The following is a 16,074-nucleotide window of genomic DNA, read 5'->3' as shown; positions in this document are numbered from 1 at the left end:
AGAGGGAAGGCAGCCAGGAAACGCAGGATCACGAGGACCGTGCATTTCAAGGCATCAGACGTCAGATGTCTGATGCCTTGATAGCGTGGGAACGTAGCTTGACAATCGAAAGGGGTCAAGAGGTGGGGAGTTCACCCATGCCCGGTGCGAAGCCCGGTCGGCAGCTGTTGCGGCAGGAGGTCGTCGAGGGCATCAAGCGCTACATCCTTGAGGAGCGGCTGCGCCCCGGGGACCCGCTGCCCACCGAGCCGGCCCTGTGCGAGGCGCTGGGCGCCAGCCGCTCCAGCGTGCGTGAGGCCGTCAAGATCCTCAACGCACTGGACATCGTCGAGGTCCGCCACGGCCACGGCACGTACGTCGGCCGACTGAGCCTATCGGCCCTGGTGGAGAGCCTGACCTTCCGGGGGCTGCTCTCGCCGGGCGATGACTTTCAGGTACTCGCCGACCTCGTCGACGTGCGTGAGCTCGTCGAGCGCGGGATGGCCGACCGCATCGTCAAGCTGCTCAGCCCCGGCCAACTCGACGCGCTGGAAGGCCTGGTGGCCGCCATGTCCGAACAGGGCGCGGGGGAGGGGCACGGCTTCGTGGAGGCGGACCGGGAGTTCCACGCGCTGCTCGTGGAGCCGCTCGGCAATGAGCTCATCGGGCAGCTCTCGATGGCCTTCTGGGACGTGTACGCGATCGTCGCGCCGCATCTCGACGGGTTCACGCACGCCGACGAGACGGAGACGATCGCCGCGCACCAGAGCATCGTCGACGCCGCGCGGGCCGGTGACGTCACCGCCTTTCTGAAGTCCCTCGGCGAGCACTACGCGCCGGTGCGGCGCCGGATCTCCGAGGCCCGCGCCCGGGACGCCGCACAGGGCTGACCTGGTCGTACTCCCTCCCAAGGGCCCTGGCGCGGCGCGGAGTCCGCCGGTCGGGGCCCTTGACGGCCTTTGTGGACGCTGCCTAGGGTCCGTCTGCCGCCAAGACATCAGACGTCTTCTGTCTGGACGGTCGGCGTTCAGCATCCCGGCCCCACCCCAGGAGGGCACCCCCATGCCGTTGACGGATCTCTCGCTCGAGGACTGCCGTGTCTACCGGCCCGACCTGCCGGAGCCGCCCGACTTCGACGTCTTCTGGTCGCGCACCCTGAGCAAGGCCCCCGCGCACGGCGGGAGCCCGGCGGACAAGCCGGTGTTCACCCCCGTCGACACCGGGCTCACCCAGATCCGTACGTACGAGACGACCGTGCCCGGCTTCGGCGGTGCGCCGGTCCACGGCTGGCTGCAGCTGCCGACCGGGGGCGGTGAACCGCTGGGCTGCGTCGTGGAGTTCGTCGGCTACGGCCGCGGGCGCGGACTGCCCCACGAGCACCTGTTCTGGGCGTCCGCCGGCTACGCCCACCTCGTCGTGGACACCCGGGGGCAAGGCTGGTCGGCCGCGGCCGGCGCCACCTCCGACACGGACGCCGGCGCGGCGGGCGCCGTGCCCGGCTTCCTCACCCGCGGCGTCGAAAGCCCCGAAACCTACTACTACCGGCGGGTGTTCACCGACGCGGTGCGTTGCGTCGAGGTGGTGCGCGAGCACCCGGAGGTCGATCCGGAGCGGATCGTGGTCACCGGGGTCAGTCAGGGCGGCGGCATCGCGCTCGCCGTGGCGGGTCTTGTGTCCGGACTCGCGGGCGTGCTGCCCGACGTGCCCTTCCTCTGCAACATCCGGCGGGGCGCGGAGATCGCGGACCGGGCGCCGTACACCGAGGTCGCCGAGTATCTGCGGCTCCACCGCGACCGCACCGACGCGGTGTTCACCACCCTGTCGTACTTCGACGCCGCCCTGTTCGCCGCGCGCGCCACCGCTCCCACGCTGTTCTCGATCGCGATGATGGACGAGATCTGCCCGCCCTCCACCTGTTTCACCGCCTACAACCACTACGCGGGACCCAAGGACGTACGGGTCTACGACTTCAACGGGCACGAGGGCGGCGCCGCGTATCAGCAGCGGGAGCAACTGGCCTGGGTGCGTTCCCTGTTCGCCGGCCCGTCGTCCGTTCGAGTCGCTCACTCCTGACCGGAGGCACCCACCATGCGCAGACGATCCGTGCTTCTCGCCGCCGGTGCGGCGGCCCTGGGCACCCAAATCGGAGGCCGCGCCTTCGCCGCTGCCTCCGGCCCGCTCCTGGACCACGACACGGCCGTAGACCTGGATGGCAGCGAGCACGTCGACCTATCGGGCGACGTGGCCACCCTCGCCCCGCTCGCCACCGGGACCATCCTCATCACCTTCCGCACCACCAGTCACAACGACGCGATGACCCTGCTCAGCGCCTCCGATCCGACGGAGCCCTCCTCCAACATCACCCTGAACCTGAGCGGCGGTGTCCTCCAGTTCTCCGTGCGGGAGAAGGGGGCCGTGCTCATAGATGTCATGACCAGGACACGGTATGACGACGGTCTGCGCCACACGGTCGCCGTCACCGTGGATGGCACGGGCACCCGGCTCCACGCGGGCGGCCGGAAAGTCTTCGAGTCGCCGCGGCACGCGTTCTTCGGGAACGTCTCGGGGCTGCGGGCCCTAGCGCTCGGCCGCAACGTCGACAGCGACCATCCCGACGGTGAGTGGTTCTGTACGGGAACGATCGAGCGGGCCGCGGTCTGGGACCGGGTGCTCGGCGAGGCCGAACTCGTCGCGCAGAGCCCTCGCCCCGACCTCGCCGATCTGGGCAGGATCAGCACCATCCTCAACGGCGACACACCTGCCACCTGGGTCATCACCGGCGACAGCATCACCCATGGCGCCCTGCACACCAACGGCTGGCGCAGCTACCCGGAGCACTGGATGGAGCGCGTCCGCTGGGAGCTGGGCAAGCCGAAGAACCGTGACTTCGTGATCGACACCGGAGTGAGCGGCGCGACGAGCGCCGAGCTGCTCGCCCGGTTCGAGGAGCGGGTCACCGCCTTCTCCCCGCAGGTCGTCTCGATCATGATCGGCACGAACGACATCGCGACGGCAGGACTTGGCCCCGAGGCCTATCGAGCCAACCTCCTCGCACTCATCCGTGCGGTGCGGGCGTTGCCAGGCCCTCCTGTTCCGGTGCTGCAGTCGCCGAACCCGGTCGATCCGGCGAAGTGGCCGGGCCGGGCGGGACTTTCCCGGTACGCACAGGTCATGGGCGAGGTCGCGGCGCGCGAGCAGGTCGTCTTCGTCGACCACTACAACCATTGGCTGACCGGCAACGACGGGCAGGTCCCCTTGTCCCTGCTCAGTGACGGGCTCCACCCCGACGCGCGGGGCCATCATCACCTCGCACTGAAGATGATCAAGGATTTGCGGATCTTCGACGCCGGCAGTCGGGTCTGCTCACTGGACGTCCCGTAGCGGGACGCCCGCAGACCTGCCCCGCACGCCTCGCCAGAACCTTCCCTCTCAGGAAACCCCACCCCTCCCGGAAGAGAGATCGTCCATGCAGCGAAGAATTCCCCTCGCCGTGCTGTCCGCCGCCGTCCTGGTCATCACAGCGGGCGGCACCGCGCTCGGCGCCCCCGCGGCCTCCGGCGAGCTGACCTCCCAGGACCTGACCGCCAACGGAGTGGGCTCGCCCTACTACCGCATCCCCGCCCTGACCACCTCCGTCAAGGGCACGCTGCTCGCGGCTTACGACGCCAGGCCCACGTTGGCCGACCTGCCGGGCAACCTCAGCATCGTGCTGCGCCGGAGCACCGACGGGGGCGTGACCTGGAAGGCGCAGCAAGTGGTGCGCAAGGACGCCGCGCCCAAGGGCCACGGCGATCCGAGCCTGCTCGTCGACCGCACGACCGGCCGGATCTTCATGTTCTACGCCTCCTCGGTGAACCAGGGCTTCTTCGGCTCGGGCACCGGCAACGACGAGAACGACCCCGACATCCTCCAGGCCGACTACAGCTACTCGGACGACGACGGCCTGACCTGGACCCACCGCCGCATCACCAAGCAGATCAAGGACCCTGCCTGGGCAGGCATGTTCGCGGCGTCGGGCGAGGGCATCCAGCTGCGGCACGGCCCGCACAAGGGACGGCTCCTGCAGCAGTACGCCATACGCATCAACGGCGCCAACTACGCCGCCAGCGCCTACAGCGACGACCACGGAGCCACCTGGAAGATGGGTGAGCCGGTCGGTCCCGGCGGTGACGAGAACAAGACCGTCGAGCTGTCCGACGGCAGGATCATGCTCAACAACCGCTCGAAGCCGTACCGCACGATCGCCCACTCGACCGACGGCGGGGTCACCTACACCCCGTTCAAGCAGGACACGCAGCTCACCGACCCGGCGAACAACGCCTCGATCATGCGCTACAACGCCGAGGCCCCCGCGTCGAACCCGCAGTCCTCCTGGCTGCTGTTCAGCAACACCGAGGACGCGACGGCACGGCGCAACCTCACCGTGAAGATGTCCTGCGACAACGGCAGGACCTGGCCGATCAGGAAGGTCGTCGACCCGGGCAGCGCGGCCTACTCGACGCTGACCAAGCTGCCGAACGGGCGCGTGGGGCTGCTCTACGAGCGCGGCGACTACGAGCACATCACCTACTCGTCGTTCGACCTGGACTGGCTGGGCGGCACCTGCGCGGACATCACCATCACGCCGCCCGCGGCCCTGAAGGCGGGCGCGAGCGCGGAGGTCGAGGTCCGGGTGGTCAACCGGATGGACAAGCGTCGGGCCCAGGGCACCCTCGACCTGACCGTGCCCGGCGGGTGGACGACGCGCCAGGTCACCGTCCCCGCGCTCGACCCGGGCCAGGGGGCCAACATCAAGGTCCCGGTCACCGTGGCGCCGGACGCATCGGGCAGCGTCAAGCTCACCGCCACCTACGAGACCGGCGGCAAGCGGGCCTCGGGCAGCGCGACGGTGACGGTCACTCCGTAGCCGGGGACGGGGCGACGGCCGCGGACGACGGGTCCGCGGCCGGTTCCAGGCGGGTGCGGATCCCGTCGAAGTGGGTCCGCATGGCGCGCACCGCGCGTGCACCGTCCCCGGCCGCGACCGCGTCGACGATCTCGCGGTGCTGCGCGCAGGTGACCGCCGGGTCCTGATGGCCGTCGTCGAGATCTTCACGTACGCGGTCCATGGCGGCCCAGAACGCGTCGAGGACCTCGCTGAGCAGGTGGCTGTCGAGCGAGGCGTAGAGCGCGAGATGGAAGGCGCGGTCGGTGGAGCGTGCCACCCGGCCGCCGCCTGCCTCGGCCTCCATCTCGGCGACGATGGCCCGCAGGACATCGAGGTCCTCGGCGGGTATCCCCGCAGTGACCGCGCCGACCAGGCCCGCCTCCAGCGCCTCCCGCACCTTCATCAGCTCGAAGAGGCCCGGCTCGCCCAGGCGGTGTCGGACGGCGGCCCGGAAGGCGAGACCTTCGGCGAACGGCGACAGCGAGAGTGAGCCGACGAAGGTGCCGAACCCCCGGCGGATCTCGACCACGTTGACGGCCTGGAGCGCCTTGAGGGCCTCGCGCACCGACACCCGGCCGACCCCGAAGAGCTCCATCAACTCGGTCTCCGTGGGCAGCGCGTCACCTGGGGCGAGCTTGCGCTCCAGGATCAGTTCCTTCAGCTGACGCTCGGTGTCCTGAGCCATGGTCGGGCGAGCCACAACATCCTCCTGAGGTGCGATTGCCCCTTGACCGGCGGCGGGAGCATCTGTTTAAGGTGAGGCAAGACATAGGACATCTTACGTCCCATGTTCGGCCCGCGTAACCGCCTTGAAGCGGCGGGCCGAAGTACCCCCTTGAGCTGGAGCCCCACCATGCCTCTGTCCGCACCGCTGCGCGGCGTCGTCCCGCCGGTCTGCACCCCGCTCGACTCCCGCGGAGAGGTCGACACCACGTCCCTCGCCCGCCTCGTCGACCACCTCGTCGACGGGGGAGTGCACGGCCTCTTCGCGCTCGGATCCACCAGCGAGGTCGCCTACCTCACCGACGAGCAGCGCGCCACCGTCCTGGAGACCGTGGTCAACGCCGCCGACGGCCGGGTCCCCGTCCTCGCCGGGGTGATCGACACGACGACCGCACGCGTCATCGAGCACGCCAAGGCCGCCGCGGCGACGGGAGCGGACGCCCTCGTCGCGACCGCGCCCTTCTACACCCGCACCCACGAGAAGGAGATCGCCGGGCACTTCCGCCGCCTGCGCGCGACCGTGGACCTCCCCCTGTTCGCGTACGACATCCCGGTCGCCGTCCACAGCAAGCTCGCCCCCGGAATGGTGCGCGCCCTGGCCGAGGACGGCACGCTCGCCGGGCTCAAGGACAGCAGCGGCGACGAGGGCGGACTGCGCCGGCTGCTCATCGAGCTCGGCGGCCGCGACGGCCGCGCCCAGGGGACGGCCCCTCGGTTCAGTGTGCTCACCGGATCCGAACTGACCGTGGACGCTGCCCTGTTGGCCGGTGTCGACGGCGTCGTCCCGGGCATCGGCAACGTCGACCCGGCCGGATACGTGCGCCTGTACGAGGCCGCGCGCGCCGGGGACTGGACCCTCGCCGCCAAGGAGCAGGAGCAGCTCGTCGAGCTGTTCGGCATGGTCGACGTGGGTCCGGAGGCGGACATGGGCCGCAGCTCCTCCGCGCTCGGCTCGTTCAAGGCAGCGCTCCAACTGCTCGGCATCATCGAGTGCGGTGACACCGCCTTCCCGCAGATCCAGCTGTCCGCCGAGTCGGTCGCCCTCGTCGCGCAGCGGCTGCGCGCCGCCGGTCTGCCGCCGGTCCGATGAGCTCCGGCTCCCTGCCGCGCGACACCGACGCCGCGCTCATAGGCCTCGACCTCGGCGGCACGAAGATCGCTGCCGCGCTCGTCGGCGCGGACGGCACCGTACTGGCCCGGCACACCCGGCCCACCCCGGCCGACAGCGGCGCCGATGCCGTGCTCGACGCCCTGGCGACAGCCGCCGCGGAGGTCGACCCGGACCGCCGCGCAGCGGCGCTCGGCATCGCGGCCGCCGGGGTCATCGACCCCCGATCGGGCCAGGTCACCAGCGCCACCGAATCGATCAGGGGCTGGGCGGGCACGGCCCTCGGCGCCGGGCTCGCGTACCGTACCGGCCTGCCCGTGGCCTGCGACAACGACGTACGGGCCACGGCAGGACCGGAGCTCGCGGCGCTTGACGGGGAGCACGGTTCGCTGCTGTTCGCCGCGATCGGCACCGGGGTGGGGGGAGCCGTCGCCGCCGACGGACGGATGCTGCACGGCGCGGCGGGCATCGCCGGTCACCTCGGCCATGTGCCGAGCCCGCAGGCGGCCGGGCTTCCGTGCACCTGCGGGTCCACGGGACACCTGGAGGTCATCGCTTCGGGGCCGGCGATCACCGCGCATTACCAGCGGCTCACCGGCACCACGGTGGACCGCCTGGAGACCGTCGCCGGGCGGGCCGCGCAGGGTGACGCGGACGCGGTCCACGCGATCACCACCGGCGCGGTCGCCGCCGGGCAGGCGCTCGGCGGGCTCGCCAACACCCTCGGCCCCGACCGGGTCGTCGTCGGGGGCGGCGTCCCCCGGATCGGCGCCCTGTACGGGGACGCGCTGGCCGCCGCCTTCGCCGCGGAACTGATGCCGCCGCTGCGCGGCCTCGTCCCCCAGGCCCCCCTGTTCGGCCATGACGCGGCGGTGCTCGGCGCCGCCGCCCTCACCACAAGCCTGCCCCTTCACCACCCTGGAGCTCTCCGATGACCACGCAGCAGACATGGACGGCGTCCGAGCTGTCCGACGAGCTCCGCGGCAGGCTGATCGTCTCCTGCCAGGCACCGCCCGGTGACCCGATGCGGGAGACCGGCACCCTCGTACGGCTCGCCCGCTCGGCGGCGGCCGGGGGCGGCGCCGCCATCCGCGCCAACGAGCCGGCCGTCGTCGCCGCCGTCGTCGCCGCGGTCGACCTGCCGGTCATCGGCCTGTGGAAGGACGGCGAAACCGGCGTCTACATCACCCCGACCGTCCGGCACGCCCTGGCGCTCGTGGAGGCCGGCGCGGCCGTCGTCGCCGCCGATGCCACCGACCGGCCGCGGGCCGACGGGTCCACCTTCGCCGAGCTGGTCACCGCGGTCCACGCGGCAGGCGCCCTGGTGATGGCCGACGTCTCCACGCTCGCCGAGGGCATCGCCGCGGCCGAGCAGGGCGCCGACTTCGTCTCCACCACCCTGTCCGGCTACGTCCCCGGAACACCGAAGCAGCCTGGCCCCGACCTGCTCCTGGTCGCCGGTCTCGCCGCGGCGATCGACGTCCCGGTCGTGGCCGAAGGCCGCATCAACACACCGGAAGACGCCGCCGCAGCCGTCGCCCGAGGCGCCCACAGCGTCGTCGTAGGAACCGCCATCACCGCCCCCACGGCCCTGACCGCCCGCTTCGTCGCGGGCCTCGCCCAGCACTGACCTGTCCCCACCAAAGCGACCGGCTGCTCAACGACGAGCGCCACACCGCATCATGGAGTCACCGTGCAGACCTCATCACCCGCCAAGCTCCGCTGGTACCGCGAAATCAGCCGTACCCAGTGGAAGTCGTTCTTCGCCGCCTGGATCGGATACGTCCTCGACGGCTTCGACTTCGTCCTGATCACGCTGGTCCTCACCGAGATCAGCGACGAGTTCGGCCTCAGTACCGTGCAGGCGGCCAGCCTGATCTCCGGCGCGTTCATCACCCGATGGCTGGGCGGCGCGGTCCTCGGCGCACTCGGCGACCGGTACGGCCGCAAGGCTTCCATGGTGCTGAGCATCCTGCTCTACTCCCTGGGCACGTTCGCGTGCGGATTCGCCTGGAACTACCACAGCCTCTTCGCCGCGCGGCTCGCCATCGGCATGGGCATGGCCGGTGAGTACAGCGCAAGCGCCACGTACGTGATGGAGAGCTGGCCCGCGAAGCTGCGCAGCCGGGCGAGCGGCTTCCTCATCTCCGGCTTCTCGGTCGGCTCGGTGCTCGCCGCCCAGGTCTACAACTGGGTGGTGCCCTCGCTCGGCTGGCGGTGGATGTTCTACATCGGCCTGATCCCGATCGTCGTCGCGCTGTGGATGCGGCGCGCACTGCCGGAAGCGGCCGAGTGGACCGAGTCGGTCGCCGAGAAGGGCGCCAAGCCCAACCCGTTCCGTCCGCTGTTCGCGACCCGTCGCCGGGCGACCGCCAACACGGTCCTGACGGTGGTCGCCACCCTCTCCCTCTTCCTCGTGTTCACCCCGGGCGGTGCCGGCCTGGTGCCCGTGCTCTCCGTGGTCGCCGGTCTCTCGCTGGCCGCCTTCGCGGTACAGCTCGGCGGCAAGCGCGGCTGGGCGCTGTACCTGTCGATGATCGTCACGCTGTTCTTCGCGTTCCTCTACTCCTGGCCCATCCAGGCGCTGCTGCCCACGTATCTCAAGACCGACCTGGGCTACAGCACGGACCAGGTCACCGATGTCCTGTACTTCGCGGGCTTCGGCACCATGGTGGGCTGCTGGACGGCGGGCTTCCTCGGCGACCGGATCGGCGCGAAGAAGGCGTACGCCCTGACGCTGCTCGCCTCCCTCGCCTTCGTCTACCCCGTGTTCGCGGTGCAGGACAACCTGCTGCTCCTCGGGATCCTGCTGTTCCTGCTCCAGGCGACCAGCTTCGGCATCTCCGGTCTGCTCCCGCGCTATATCGGCGGCCACTTCCCGACGGAGAGCCGGGGCGCGGCGCTCGGCTTCACGTACAACGTGGGCGCACTGGGCGGCGCGGTCGCTCCGGTCCTCGGGGCGCACCTCGCGTCCGGCATGGACCTGGGACAGGCCCTCGCGGTGCTGACCTTCGGCGGCACGGTCATCGTGGTGCTCCTGGTGGGCTTCGACGTCCCGGCCCGGCTGAACCGCCTCACCGATCCGGACGGCGAGCGGGACCACCTGGCTCAGGCGCCCGAGCCGTCGGAGCTGAAGGAACAGACAGCGCGGGCGGAGGAGCAGGCGTCGGCGGTCGCTGACACCGCCCGTACGTGACGGGGGTCAGATCACCCGGAACAGGTCTGCGGCGGCGTGGACGTCGGTGAGGTCCTCGATGGAGCGGAGGTTGTCGCACAGGGCCTCCAGGACCGAGCCGGCGTTCGCGGCGCTGGGGGCGCCGATGGCCACGCCGAACACCCGGAAGCCCAACCGGTGCTTGGCCTCGTTCCAGCCGCGCGTCCACTCCTCGGTGACATCGCACTCGTCGTCGGTGAGCATCACGATGTCGCCGCGCATGCGGGCGGCGTCGTTGAACTCCTCCTCAAGCAGCTCGGCTGCCGCCGACAGCGGCCTCTGATAGCTGGTGCCGCCGCCGAGGAACGACTCCGCGAAGTCGAGCACCTGACCGATCCCGGCCGGTCGGCCGGCCGGGAAGCGGAAGACCTGGATCTTGTCGGCGGCGGAGAACAGGATGCCCACGAAGTCGCGCTCGGCGTGACGGGCCTGATCGAGGAGCGCCAGGGCGCACGCCTTGGCCCAGGCCTCGCGGGTGACTCCGCCTGGCCCGGCCACGTACATGGAGTGCGAGGTGTCCACGCAGGCGATGACGGCGCCCTTGCCGGTGCTCTGCTCTCCCTCGGTGTCGTAGAGCATCAGCTCCCCGGCGGCGTAGCGGGCGGCGAACACCGCACGGAGCTCTGGCAGGCCGAGATGCGCCAGTTCGGAGGGGACGATGCGGGAGAGGTCATCGCCGAGTGTCACACCGACCAGCTCACCGGCGGTGTTCTCCACCTTGCGGGCGCGCTCGCCGACCGCCATCTGCCGGAAACGGCCGATCAGTTCGGCCCACTGCGCGAGACGGCCGGCGCGCAGCCGCTCCGCGAGCCGGGCTCGCTGGTCGAACGGCATCCGCTCGAGCTCGCCGGGACCCACGCCCCACGCCCGCATCAACTCAGCCTCCTGACGCACGGCGTCGGCGCCCTGAGCCGCCGCGCTCCGAGCGCCGGTACGGATGCCGGGAGTCACCGCCGCGAGGGCCCGCGCCGCGTGCTGGACGGCCTGCCGCGCGGCGTCGTCGGCGGTCTCGGCGGCCTTGATCGCCTGCTGGACGGCGTCGGTGGCAGGGGGCGACATGGTGCCGTCCTCGTCGGCGGCCTGCTGGAGCGCCTCGTTCACGGCGGTCGCCGCGGCTTCGGCGCGCTGCTGGGCCTGCTGCGCCTGCTCGCCCCGGTCCCGGGCATCCCGGGAGCGGTCGAGAAGCCTCCGCAGCGCGGCGGCCTGGGCGAGCACCGCCATCGCGGCGGCGTACGGGTCACCGGCCGTCTCCCGATGCAGCTCGGCGAACTCCGGTGACTCCACGAGTGAGGCGATGACCTGGTGGTTGACCAGCCGGGACGGGGCCATCTCCGCGCGCTCGCGCAACCGTGGGACGGCCTTGTACGCGGCCAGGAACGCGTCGGTCAGGAGGTCGGTGCCGCCGTCGTAGCGCCCGCTCAGCTCCTCGGCGAGATCGCGCAGGCCGGCCGACTGCCCATAGGTGTCGCGCCACGCGATGTGTTCGAACCGGTCCGCGACGACCGCCGCGGTGTGCCGCCGGGGAGCGGCGGACAGGCCCGGCCACTTCCCGGCCGGGCTCGTCTTCCCGGCCGGGCTCGCCGGCTCGTCGAGTCTGCTCGGTTCCTCGCCCATGTTTCCCGACCCTCCGGTGTTCAGAGCTGGGCCTGCACCATGCTCGCGTCCATGCCGAGGGCTTCGGTGAGCACGCGGGCGCGGACGGCGCGCTGGCGGCCGGTGACCCGGTCGATGGCCGCGGTGGAGCGCCCGGCGCCCGCCGCTTCCTCGCGCAGCTTCTCCAGGCGCTTGCCCGCCATGGCGAGCTTGTTGTGGGCCTTCTTGATGACCCAGTCGCTGAGCGCCTCGCGGGACTGTCCGGCCATGGCGTCGAGCTGGGCCTCCAGCTCCTCGATGGCGTCGGCGAGGTCGAGCGCCTCCTTGGCGTCGGGGTTGACCAGTTGCAGCACCTCGCGCTCGACGGTCGGGCGCTCGGCAGGGGAGTCCCACAGCACATGGGTCAGCACCGAGAGGTCGGTCTCGGCGACTGCCGGGCGGTCGTCGAGGTACGCGGACGCCTGGAGCAGGGCCACCGCCTGCCGCCAGCGGCGGTCGGAGGCGATGAGCTCCTTGCGGCGCAGGGCGGCCCGCAGCGTGCACACCGCGTCCACGATCACGTCCGGGACATCCACGGCAGGGACGGCGTCCGTCACGGCATGCTGCAACGCGGACAGTTCGACGGTGGTCCGTGCCGGTGCCTCCCGGCGGCCGACGGCGGAGCGGACCAGCGCGGCGAAGTTCGAGGGGTCCGCCAGGTACTCGACCTCGATCCGTACGAGGAGCCGGTCGTAGATCGCGGCCGTGTCCTCGCCGCCGGGCAGTTCGTTGCTCGCCGTGATGGCGCCGATGAGGGGGCAGCGGATGGGCTCGCCGCCGCTCTCGGGGTGGTAGATCCGCTCGTTGAGGAAGCCCAGCGTCTCGTTCAGTGCCGCCGTGGAGCACTTGAAGATCTCGTCGATGAACGCCACGTGCGCGGTCGTGGCGCGGCCCTCGTAGACCTGGCGGTACTCGCCACGGGCCAGCGCCGCGACGTCGACGGGACCGAACATCCTCGTCGGCGCGGTGAACTTCGACAGGAGTATCTCCCAGTAGGACGCCCCCTCGATCCTGCCCGTGAGCTCACGGGCCATCTCGGACTTCGCCGTTCCGGGCGGGCCGAGGATCAACGAGTGCTGTCCGGCGAGCAGCGTCACCACCAGGGTCCGCACCACATCGGCCCGCTCGTAGAAGCGGTCCGACAGCTCGTCGCTGATGGCCCGCAGCCTCGCGGCCGTCTCCTGTGCGTCCCGTCCCCCCACGTCCCCCACGTCCAGCTCCTCGATGTTCGGTTCCTCGCCTGCGACGCCGTGCGTTGGCCCGGGTTGCCGTGCGTTGCCCTGCGTCGCCCCGAGCAAGATAACCCGGTGGCCGGAAAGCCCCTCCGGGCCATGCGTCCGGCCGACTTCGGGAGGCGGGTGCTCGGGCGCGCCGATACGTTGGGCGTGACCGGTCACCCGTCCGGTCCATCGCTGTCACATCTGGCCGGTAGTCCCCCCTCGTAAGGAGCACCCGTGGGTGATCCCCAGGCGAACCCGAACCCTGCCACACCCACCGAGCCACCCACCGAGGCCGAACTGCAGGCGATCGAACGCTATTGGAGAGCGGCCAATTACCTCTCGGTGGGGCAGATCTACCTGATGGACAACGCCCTGCTGCGGCGCCCCTTGACGGCCGATGACATCAAGCCGCGCCTCCTCGGCCACTTCGGCACCTCGCCCGGTCTCAACCTCGTGCACGTCCACCTCAACCGGGTCATCAAGGCGCGGAACCTGGACACCGTCTGCATCTGGGGCCCCGGGCACGGCGGGCCCGCCGTACTGGCCAACTCCTGGCTGGACGGCACGTACACCGAGACCTACCCCGATGTCACGCGCGACGGGGAGGGCATGACCCGGCTGTTCCGCCAGTTCTCGTTCCCCGGCGGCGTACCCAGCCATGTCGCCCCCGAGACGCCCGGCTCCATCCACGAGGGTGGCGAGCTCGGCTACTCCCTCTCGCATGCCTACGGCGCCGCGTTCGACAACCCGGACCTGCTCTCGGTGTGCGTCATCGGCGACGGTGAGTCCGAGACCGGGCCACTGGCCGCCTCCTGGCACTCCAATACCTTCCTGGACCCGGTGCACGACGGCGCGGTGCTCCCCATCCTGCACCTCAACGGCTACAAGATCGCCAACCCGACGATCCCGGCCCGGATGCCCGAGGAGCAGCTCGACGAGCTGATGCGCGGCTACGGATACGAGCCCGTGCACGTCACCGGCGACGACCCCATGACGGTCCACCGGGACTTCGCGCTCGCCATGGACCGCTGCCTCGACAGCATCGCCTCGATTCAGCGGGCGGCCAGGTCCGAGGGAGACACCGAGCGCGCGAAGGACGCGCCCGCGCCCCGCTGGCCCATGATCGTCCTCCGTACGCCGAAGGGCTGGACCGGCCCCAAGACGGTGGACGGTCAACCGGTGGAGGGCACCTGGCGGTCCCACCAAGTGCCGCTCGCCAACGTCCGGGAGAGCGCCGACCACCGCCACCAGCTGGAGGAATGGCTGCGCTCCTACCGGCCCGATGAACTCTTCGACGCCCAGGGGCGCCCGGCCGCCGGACTCGTCGACCTCGCCCCGCAGGGCACGCTGCGCCTCGGCGCCAACCCGCACGCCAACGGCGGGCTGCTCCTGCGCTCACTGCCGCTGAAGCCGCTCGACGCCTTCGCCGTCGACGTGGACAAGCCGGGCGCCACCCTGCACGAGCCGACCCGTGTGCTCGGCGCCTACCTGCGGCAAGTGATGGCCGACACCGCCGAACGGCGCGACTTCCGGCTCGTCGGCCCGGACGAGACCGCGTCCAACCGGCTCGACGAGGTCTACGGGGCGTCGGGCAAGGCCTGGCAGGAAGAGATCCATGAGGTGGACGAACACCTCTCCCGGCACGGCAGAGTGATGGAGATCCTCTCCGAACACACCTGCCAAGGGTGGCTGGAGGGATACCTCCTGACGGGGCGTCACGGTCTCTTCTCCTGCTACGAGGCATTCGTGCACATCGTCGACTCGATGGTCAACCAGCACATCAAGTGGCTGCGCACCACCCGCGAGTTGCCCTGGCGGGCGCCGATCGCCTCGCTGAACTACCTGCTGACCTCCCACGTCTGGCGCCAGGACCACAACGGCTTCTCGCACCAGGACCCCGGATTCATCGGACACGTACTCAACAAGAGCCCGGAGGCCGTGCGGGTCTACCTGCCACCGGACACCAACACGCTGCTGTCCACCGCCGAGCACTGCCTCGCCTCACGCGACTACGTGAATGTGATCGTGGCCGGCAAACAGCCCGGCTTCGACTGGCTGAGCCTGGACGAAGCACGGGCGCACTGCGCGCGGGGCGTAGGGGTGTGGACCTGGGCCGGCAGCGAGTCCAGTGAGCGGGAGCCGGACGTCGTACTGGCCTGCGCCGGTGATGTGCCCACCCTGGAGGTGCTCGCGGCGGCGAGCCTGCTCCGCAGTCACCTGCCGGAACTGGCGGTGCGTGTGGTCAACGTGGTGGACATCGCGCGCCTGATGCCGGAGGGCGAGCATCCGCACGGCATGCCGGACGCGGAGTTCGACGCGCTGTTCACCCGCGACAAGCCGGTGATCTTCGGCTTCCACGGCTACCCGTGGCTGGTGCACCGGCTGGCGTACCGGCGCGCGGTCCACCCGCACCTCCATGTGCGCGGATACAAGGAACGCGGCACGACCACCACGCCCTTCGACATGGTGGTCGCCAACGACCTGGACCGCTACCGGCTGGTGATGGACGTCATCGACCGGGTGCCCGGCCTGGGCGTCCGCGCGGTCGAGGTGCGTCAGCGGATGGACGACATGCGGCTGCGCCACCACGCTTACGTGCGTACGTACGGTGTGGACCTGCCGGAAGTGCGGGACTGGACCTGGCAGGACTGAGCGATGGGCCGGTCGTCCGGGCCCCTGCCGATGAGTTTTCCCGGCCCGGAGAGTCTGCCCACCGTTGTCGACACCACAGGAGGAACACGTGCCTCAGCTGTTGAGGGTCCAGAACTTCAATGTCTCCAGTGACGGGATCGGGGCCGGTGAGGATCAGAGCCTGGAGAGGCCGTTCGGCCATGTTGATCCCGGCGAGATGTTCGCCTGGGCCGGTGCCACGGCGAGCTGGCCCAATCGCACCGACCCCGGGGGGAGTCGGGGCCTGGACGACTACTTGACGCGGGACTTCTCGCACAACATCGGCGCCGAGATCATGGGCCGCAACAAGTTCGGTCCCCAGCGCGGGCCCTGGCAGGATCATGAGTGGCAGGGCTGGTGGGGCGACGAACCCCCGTTCCACACCCCGGTGTTCGTGATGACCCACCACCTGCGCCCTTCGTTCACGCTCTCCGACACCACGTTCCACTTCGTCGACGGCGACCCCGCGACGGTCCTCGAGCAGGCGCGGGAAGCCGCGCAGGGCAAGGACGTCCGGCTCGGCGGCGGGGCCACCGTCATCCGGGAGTTCCTGGACGCCGATCTCGTCGACACCCTGCATGTGGCGGTCTCGCCGGTGAAG

Annotated in this window: 13 protein-coding genes; 10 read left to right on the top strand and 3 right to left on the bottom strand. The window is 70.8% G+C overall.

Annotation, left to right across the window (positions count from 1 at the left end; all coding sequences use genetic code 11):
* Positions 1-137: 137 nt before the first annotated feature.
* The 4 genes from AC5P1C_RS30370 to AC5P1C_RS30355 all read left to right on the top strand — a co-directional run bounded on the left by AC5P1C_RS30370 (position 138) and on the right by AC5P1C_RS30355 (position 4,885).
* A complete protein-coding gene (locus AC5P1C_RS30370; protein ID WP_493869145.1) occupies positions 138-869 on the top strand; it encodes a FadR/GntR family transcriptional regulator in 732 nt (243 codons plus the stop codon).
* Between the two features lie 172 nt (positions 870-1,041).
* Positions 1,042-2,052 carry an acetylxylan esterase gene (locus tag AC5P1C_RS30365; protein WP_493869144.1) on the top strand — a complete coding sequence of 337 codons (1,011 nt, stop codon included), beginning with the start codon at positions 1,042-1,044 and terminating at the stop codon, positions 2,050-2,052.
* 15 nt (positions 2,053-2,067) lie between these two features.
* Positions 2,068-3,360 carry a GDSL-type esterase/lipase family protein gene (locus AC5P1C_RS30360; RefSeq protein ID WP_493869143.1) on the top strand — a complete coding sequence of 431 codons (1,293 nt, stop codon included), beginning with the start codon at positions 2,068-2,070 and terminating at the stop codon, positions 3,358-3,360.
* Between the two features lie 85 nt (positions 3,361-3,445).
* Positions 3,446-4,885: an exo-alpha-sialidase gene (locus AC5P1C_RS30355; protein WP_493869142.1), complete on the top strand. Its 1,440-nt coding sequence runs from the start codon at positions 3,446-3,448 to the stop codon at positions 4,883-4,885.
* Here the strand turns inward: AC5P1C_RS30355 and AC5P1C_RS30350 are convergent.
* A complete protein-coding gene (locus AC5P1C_RS30350) occupies positions 4,875-5,606 on the bottom strand; it encodes a FadR/GntR family transcriptional regulator (protein WP_493869141.1) in 732 nt (243 codons plus the stop codon). The two genes, AC5P1C_RS30355 and AC5P1C_RS30350, sit on opposite strands and share 11 nt — an antisense overlap.
* A 153-nt stretch (positions 5,607-5,759) precedes the next feature.
* Here AC5P1C_RS30350 and AC5P1C_RS30345 point away from each other — a divergent pair, with 153 nt between their 5' ends.
* The 4 genes from AC5P1C_RS30345 to AC5P1C_RS30330 all read left to right on the top strand — a co-directional run bounded on the left by AC5P1C_RS30345 (position 5,760) and on the right by AC5P1C_RS30330 (position 9,933).
* Positions 5,760-6,719, top strand: a complete 960-nt coding sequence (locus AC5P1C_RS30345) for a dihydrodipicolinate synthase family protein (RefSeq protein WP_493869140.1) — start codon at positions 5,760-5,762, stop codon at positions 6,717-6,719.
* A complete protein-coding gene (locus tag AC5P1C_RS30340) occupies positions 6,716-7,672 on the top strand; it encodes an ROK family protein (RefSeq protein WP_493869139.1) in 957 nt (318 codons plus the stop codon). Before AC5P1C_RS30345 ends, AC5P1C_RS30340 begins: the two co-directional genes overlap by 4 nt.
* Entirely contained in the window at positions 7,669-8,367 is a 699-nt protein-coding gene (locus tag AC5P1C_RS30335; RefSeq protein WP_493869138.1) for an N-acetylmannosamine-6-phosphate 2-epimerase, read from the top strand. Before AC5P1C_RS30340 ends, AC5P1C_RS30335 begins: the two co-directional genes overlap by 4 nt.
* A gap of 63 nt (positions 8,368-8,430) precedes the next feature.
* Complete coding sequence (locus AC5P1C_RS30330) at positions 8,431-9,933, top strand: sialate:H+ symport family MFS transporter (RefSeq protein ID WP_493869137.1); 1,503 nt, start codon at positions 8,431-8,433, stop codon at positions 9,931-9,933.
* A gap of 6 nt (positions 9,934-9,939) precedes the next feature.
* On the opposite strand, the gene AC5P1C_RS30325 is transcribed toward AC5P1C_RS30330, so the two are convergent.
* Together AC5P1C_RS30325 and AC5P1C_RS30320 are read right to left on the bottom strand one after the other, a co-directional pair.
* Entirely contained in the window at positions 9,940-11,565 is a 1,626-nt protein-coding gene (locus AC5P1C_RS30325) for a hypothetical protein (protein ID WP_493869136.1), read from the bottom strand.
* Between the two features lie 20 nt (positions 11,566-11,585).
* Positions 11,586-12,785, bottom strand: a complete 1,200-nt coding sequence (locus AC5P1C_RS30320) for an AAA family ATPase (protein ID WP_493869230.1) — start codon at positions 12,783-12,785, stop codon at positions 11,586-11,588.
* Between the two features lie 252 nt (positions 12,786-13,037).
* Here AC5P1C_RS30320 and AC5P1C_RS30315 point away from each other — a divergent pair, with 252 nt between their 5' ends.
* Both AC5P1C_RS30315 and AC5P1C_RS30310 read left to right on the top strand, forming a co-directional pair.
* Complete coding sequence (locus AC5P1C_RS30315) at positions 13,038-15,455, top strand: phosphoketolase family protein (RefSeq protein WP_493869135.1); 2,418 nt, start codon at positions 13,038-13,040, stop codon at positions 15,453-15,455.
* An 88-nt stretch (positions 15,456-15,543) separates the two neighbouring features.
* A partial coding sequence (locus tag AC5P1C_RS30310; RefSeq protein WP_493869134.1) for a dihydrofolate reductase family protein occupies positions 15,544-16,074 on the top strand: 531 nt, incomplete at its 3' end.

Source organism: Streptomyces sp. A18 (assembly GCF_059026065.1).
The sequence above is the reverse complement of the archived record's forward strand: the minus strand, read 5'-3'. Positions and strand labels throughout refer to the sequence as shown.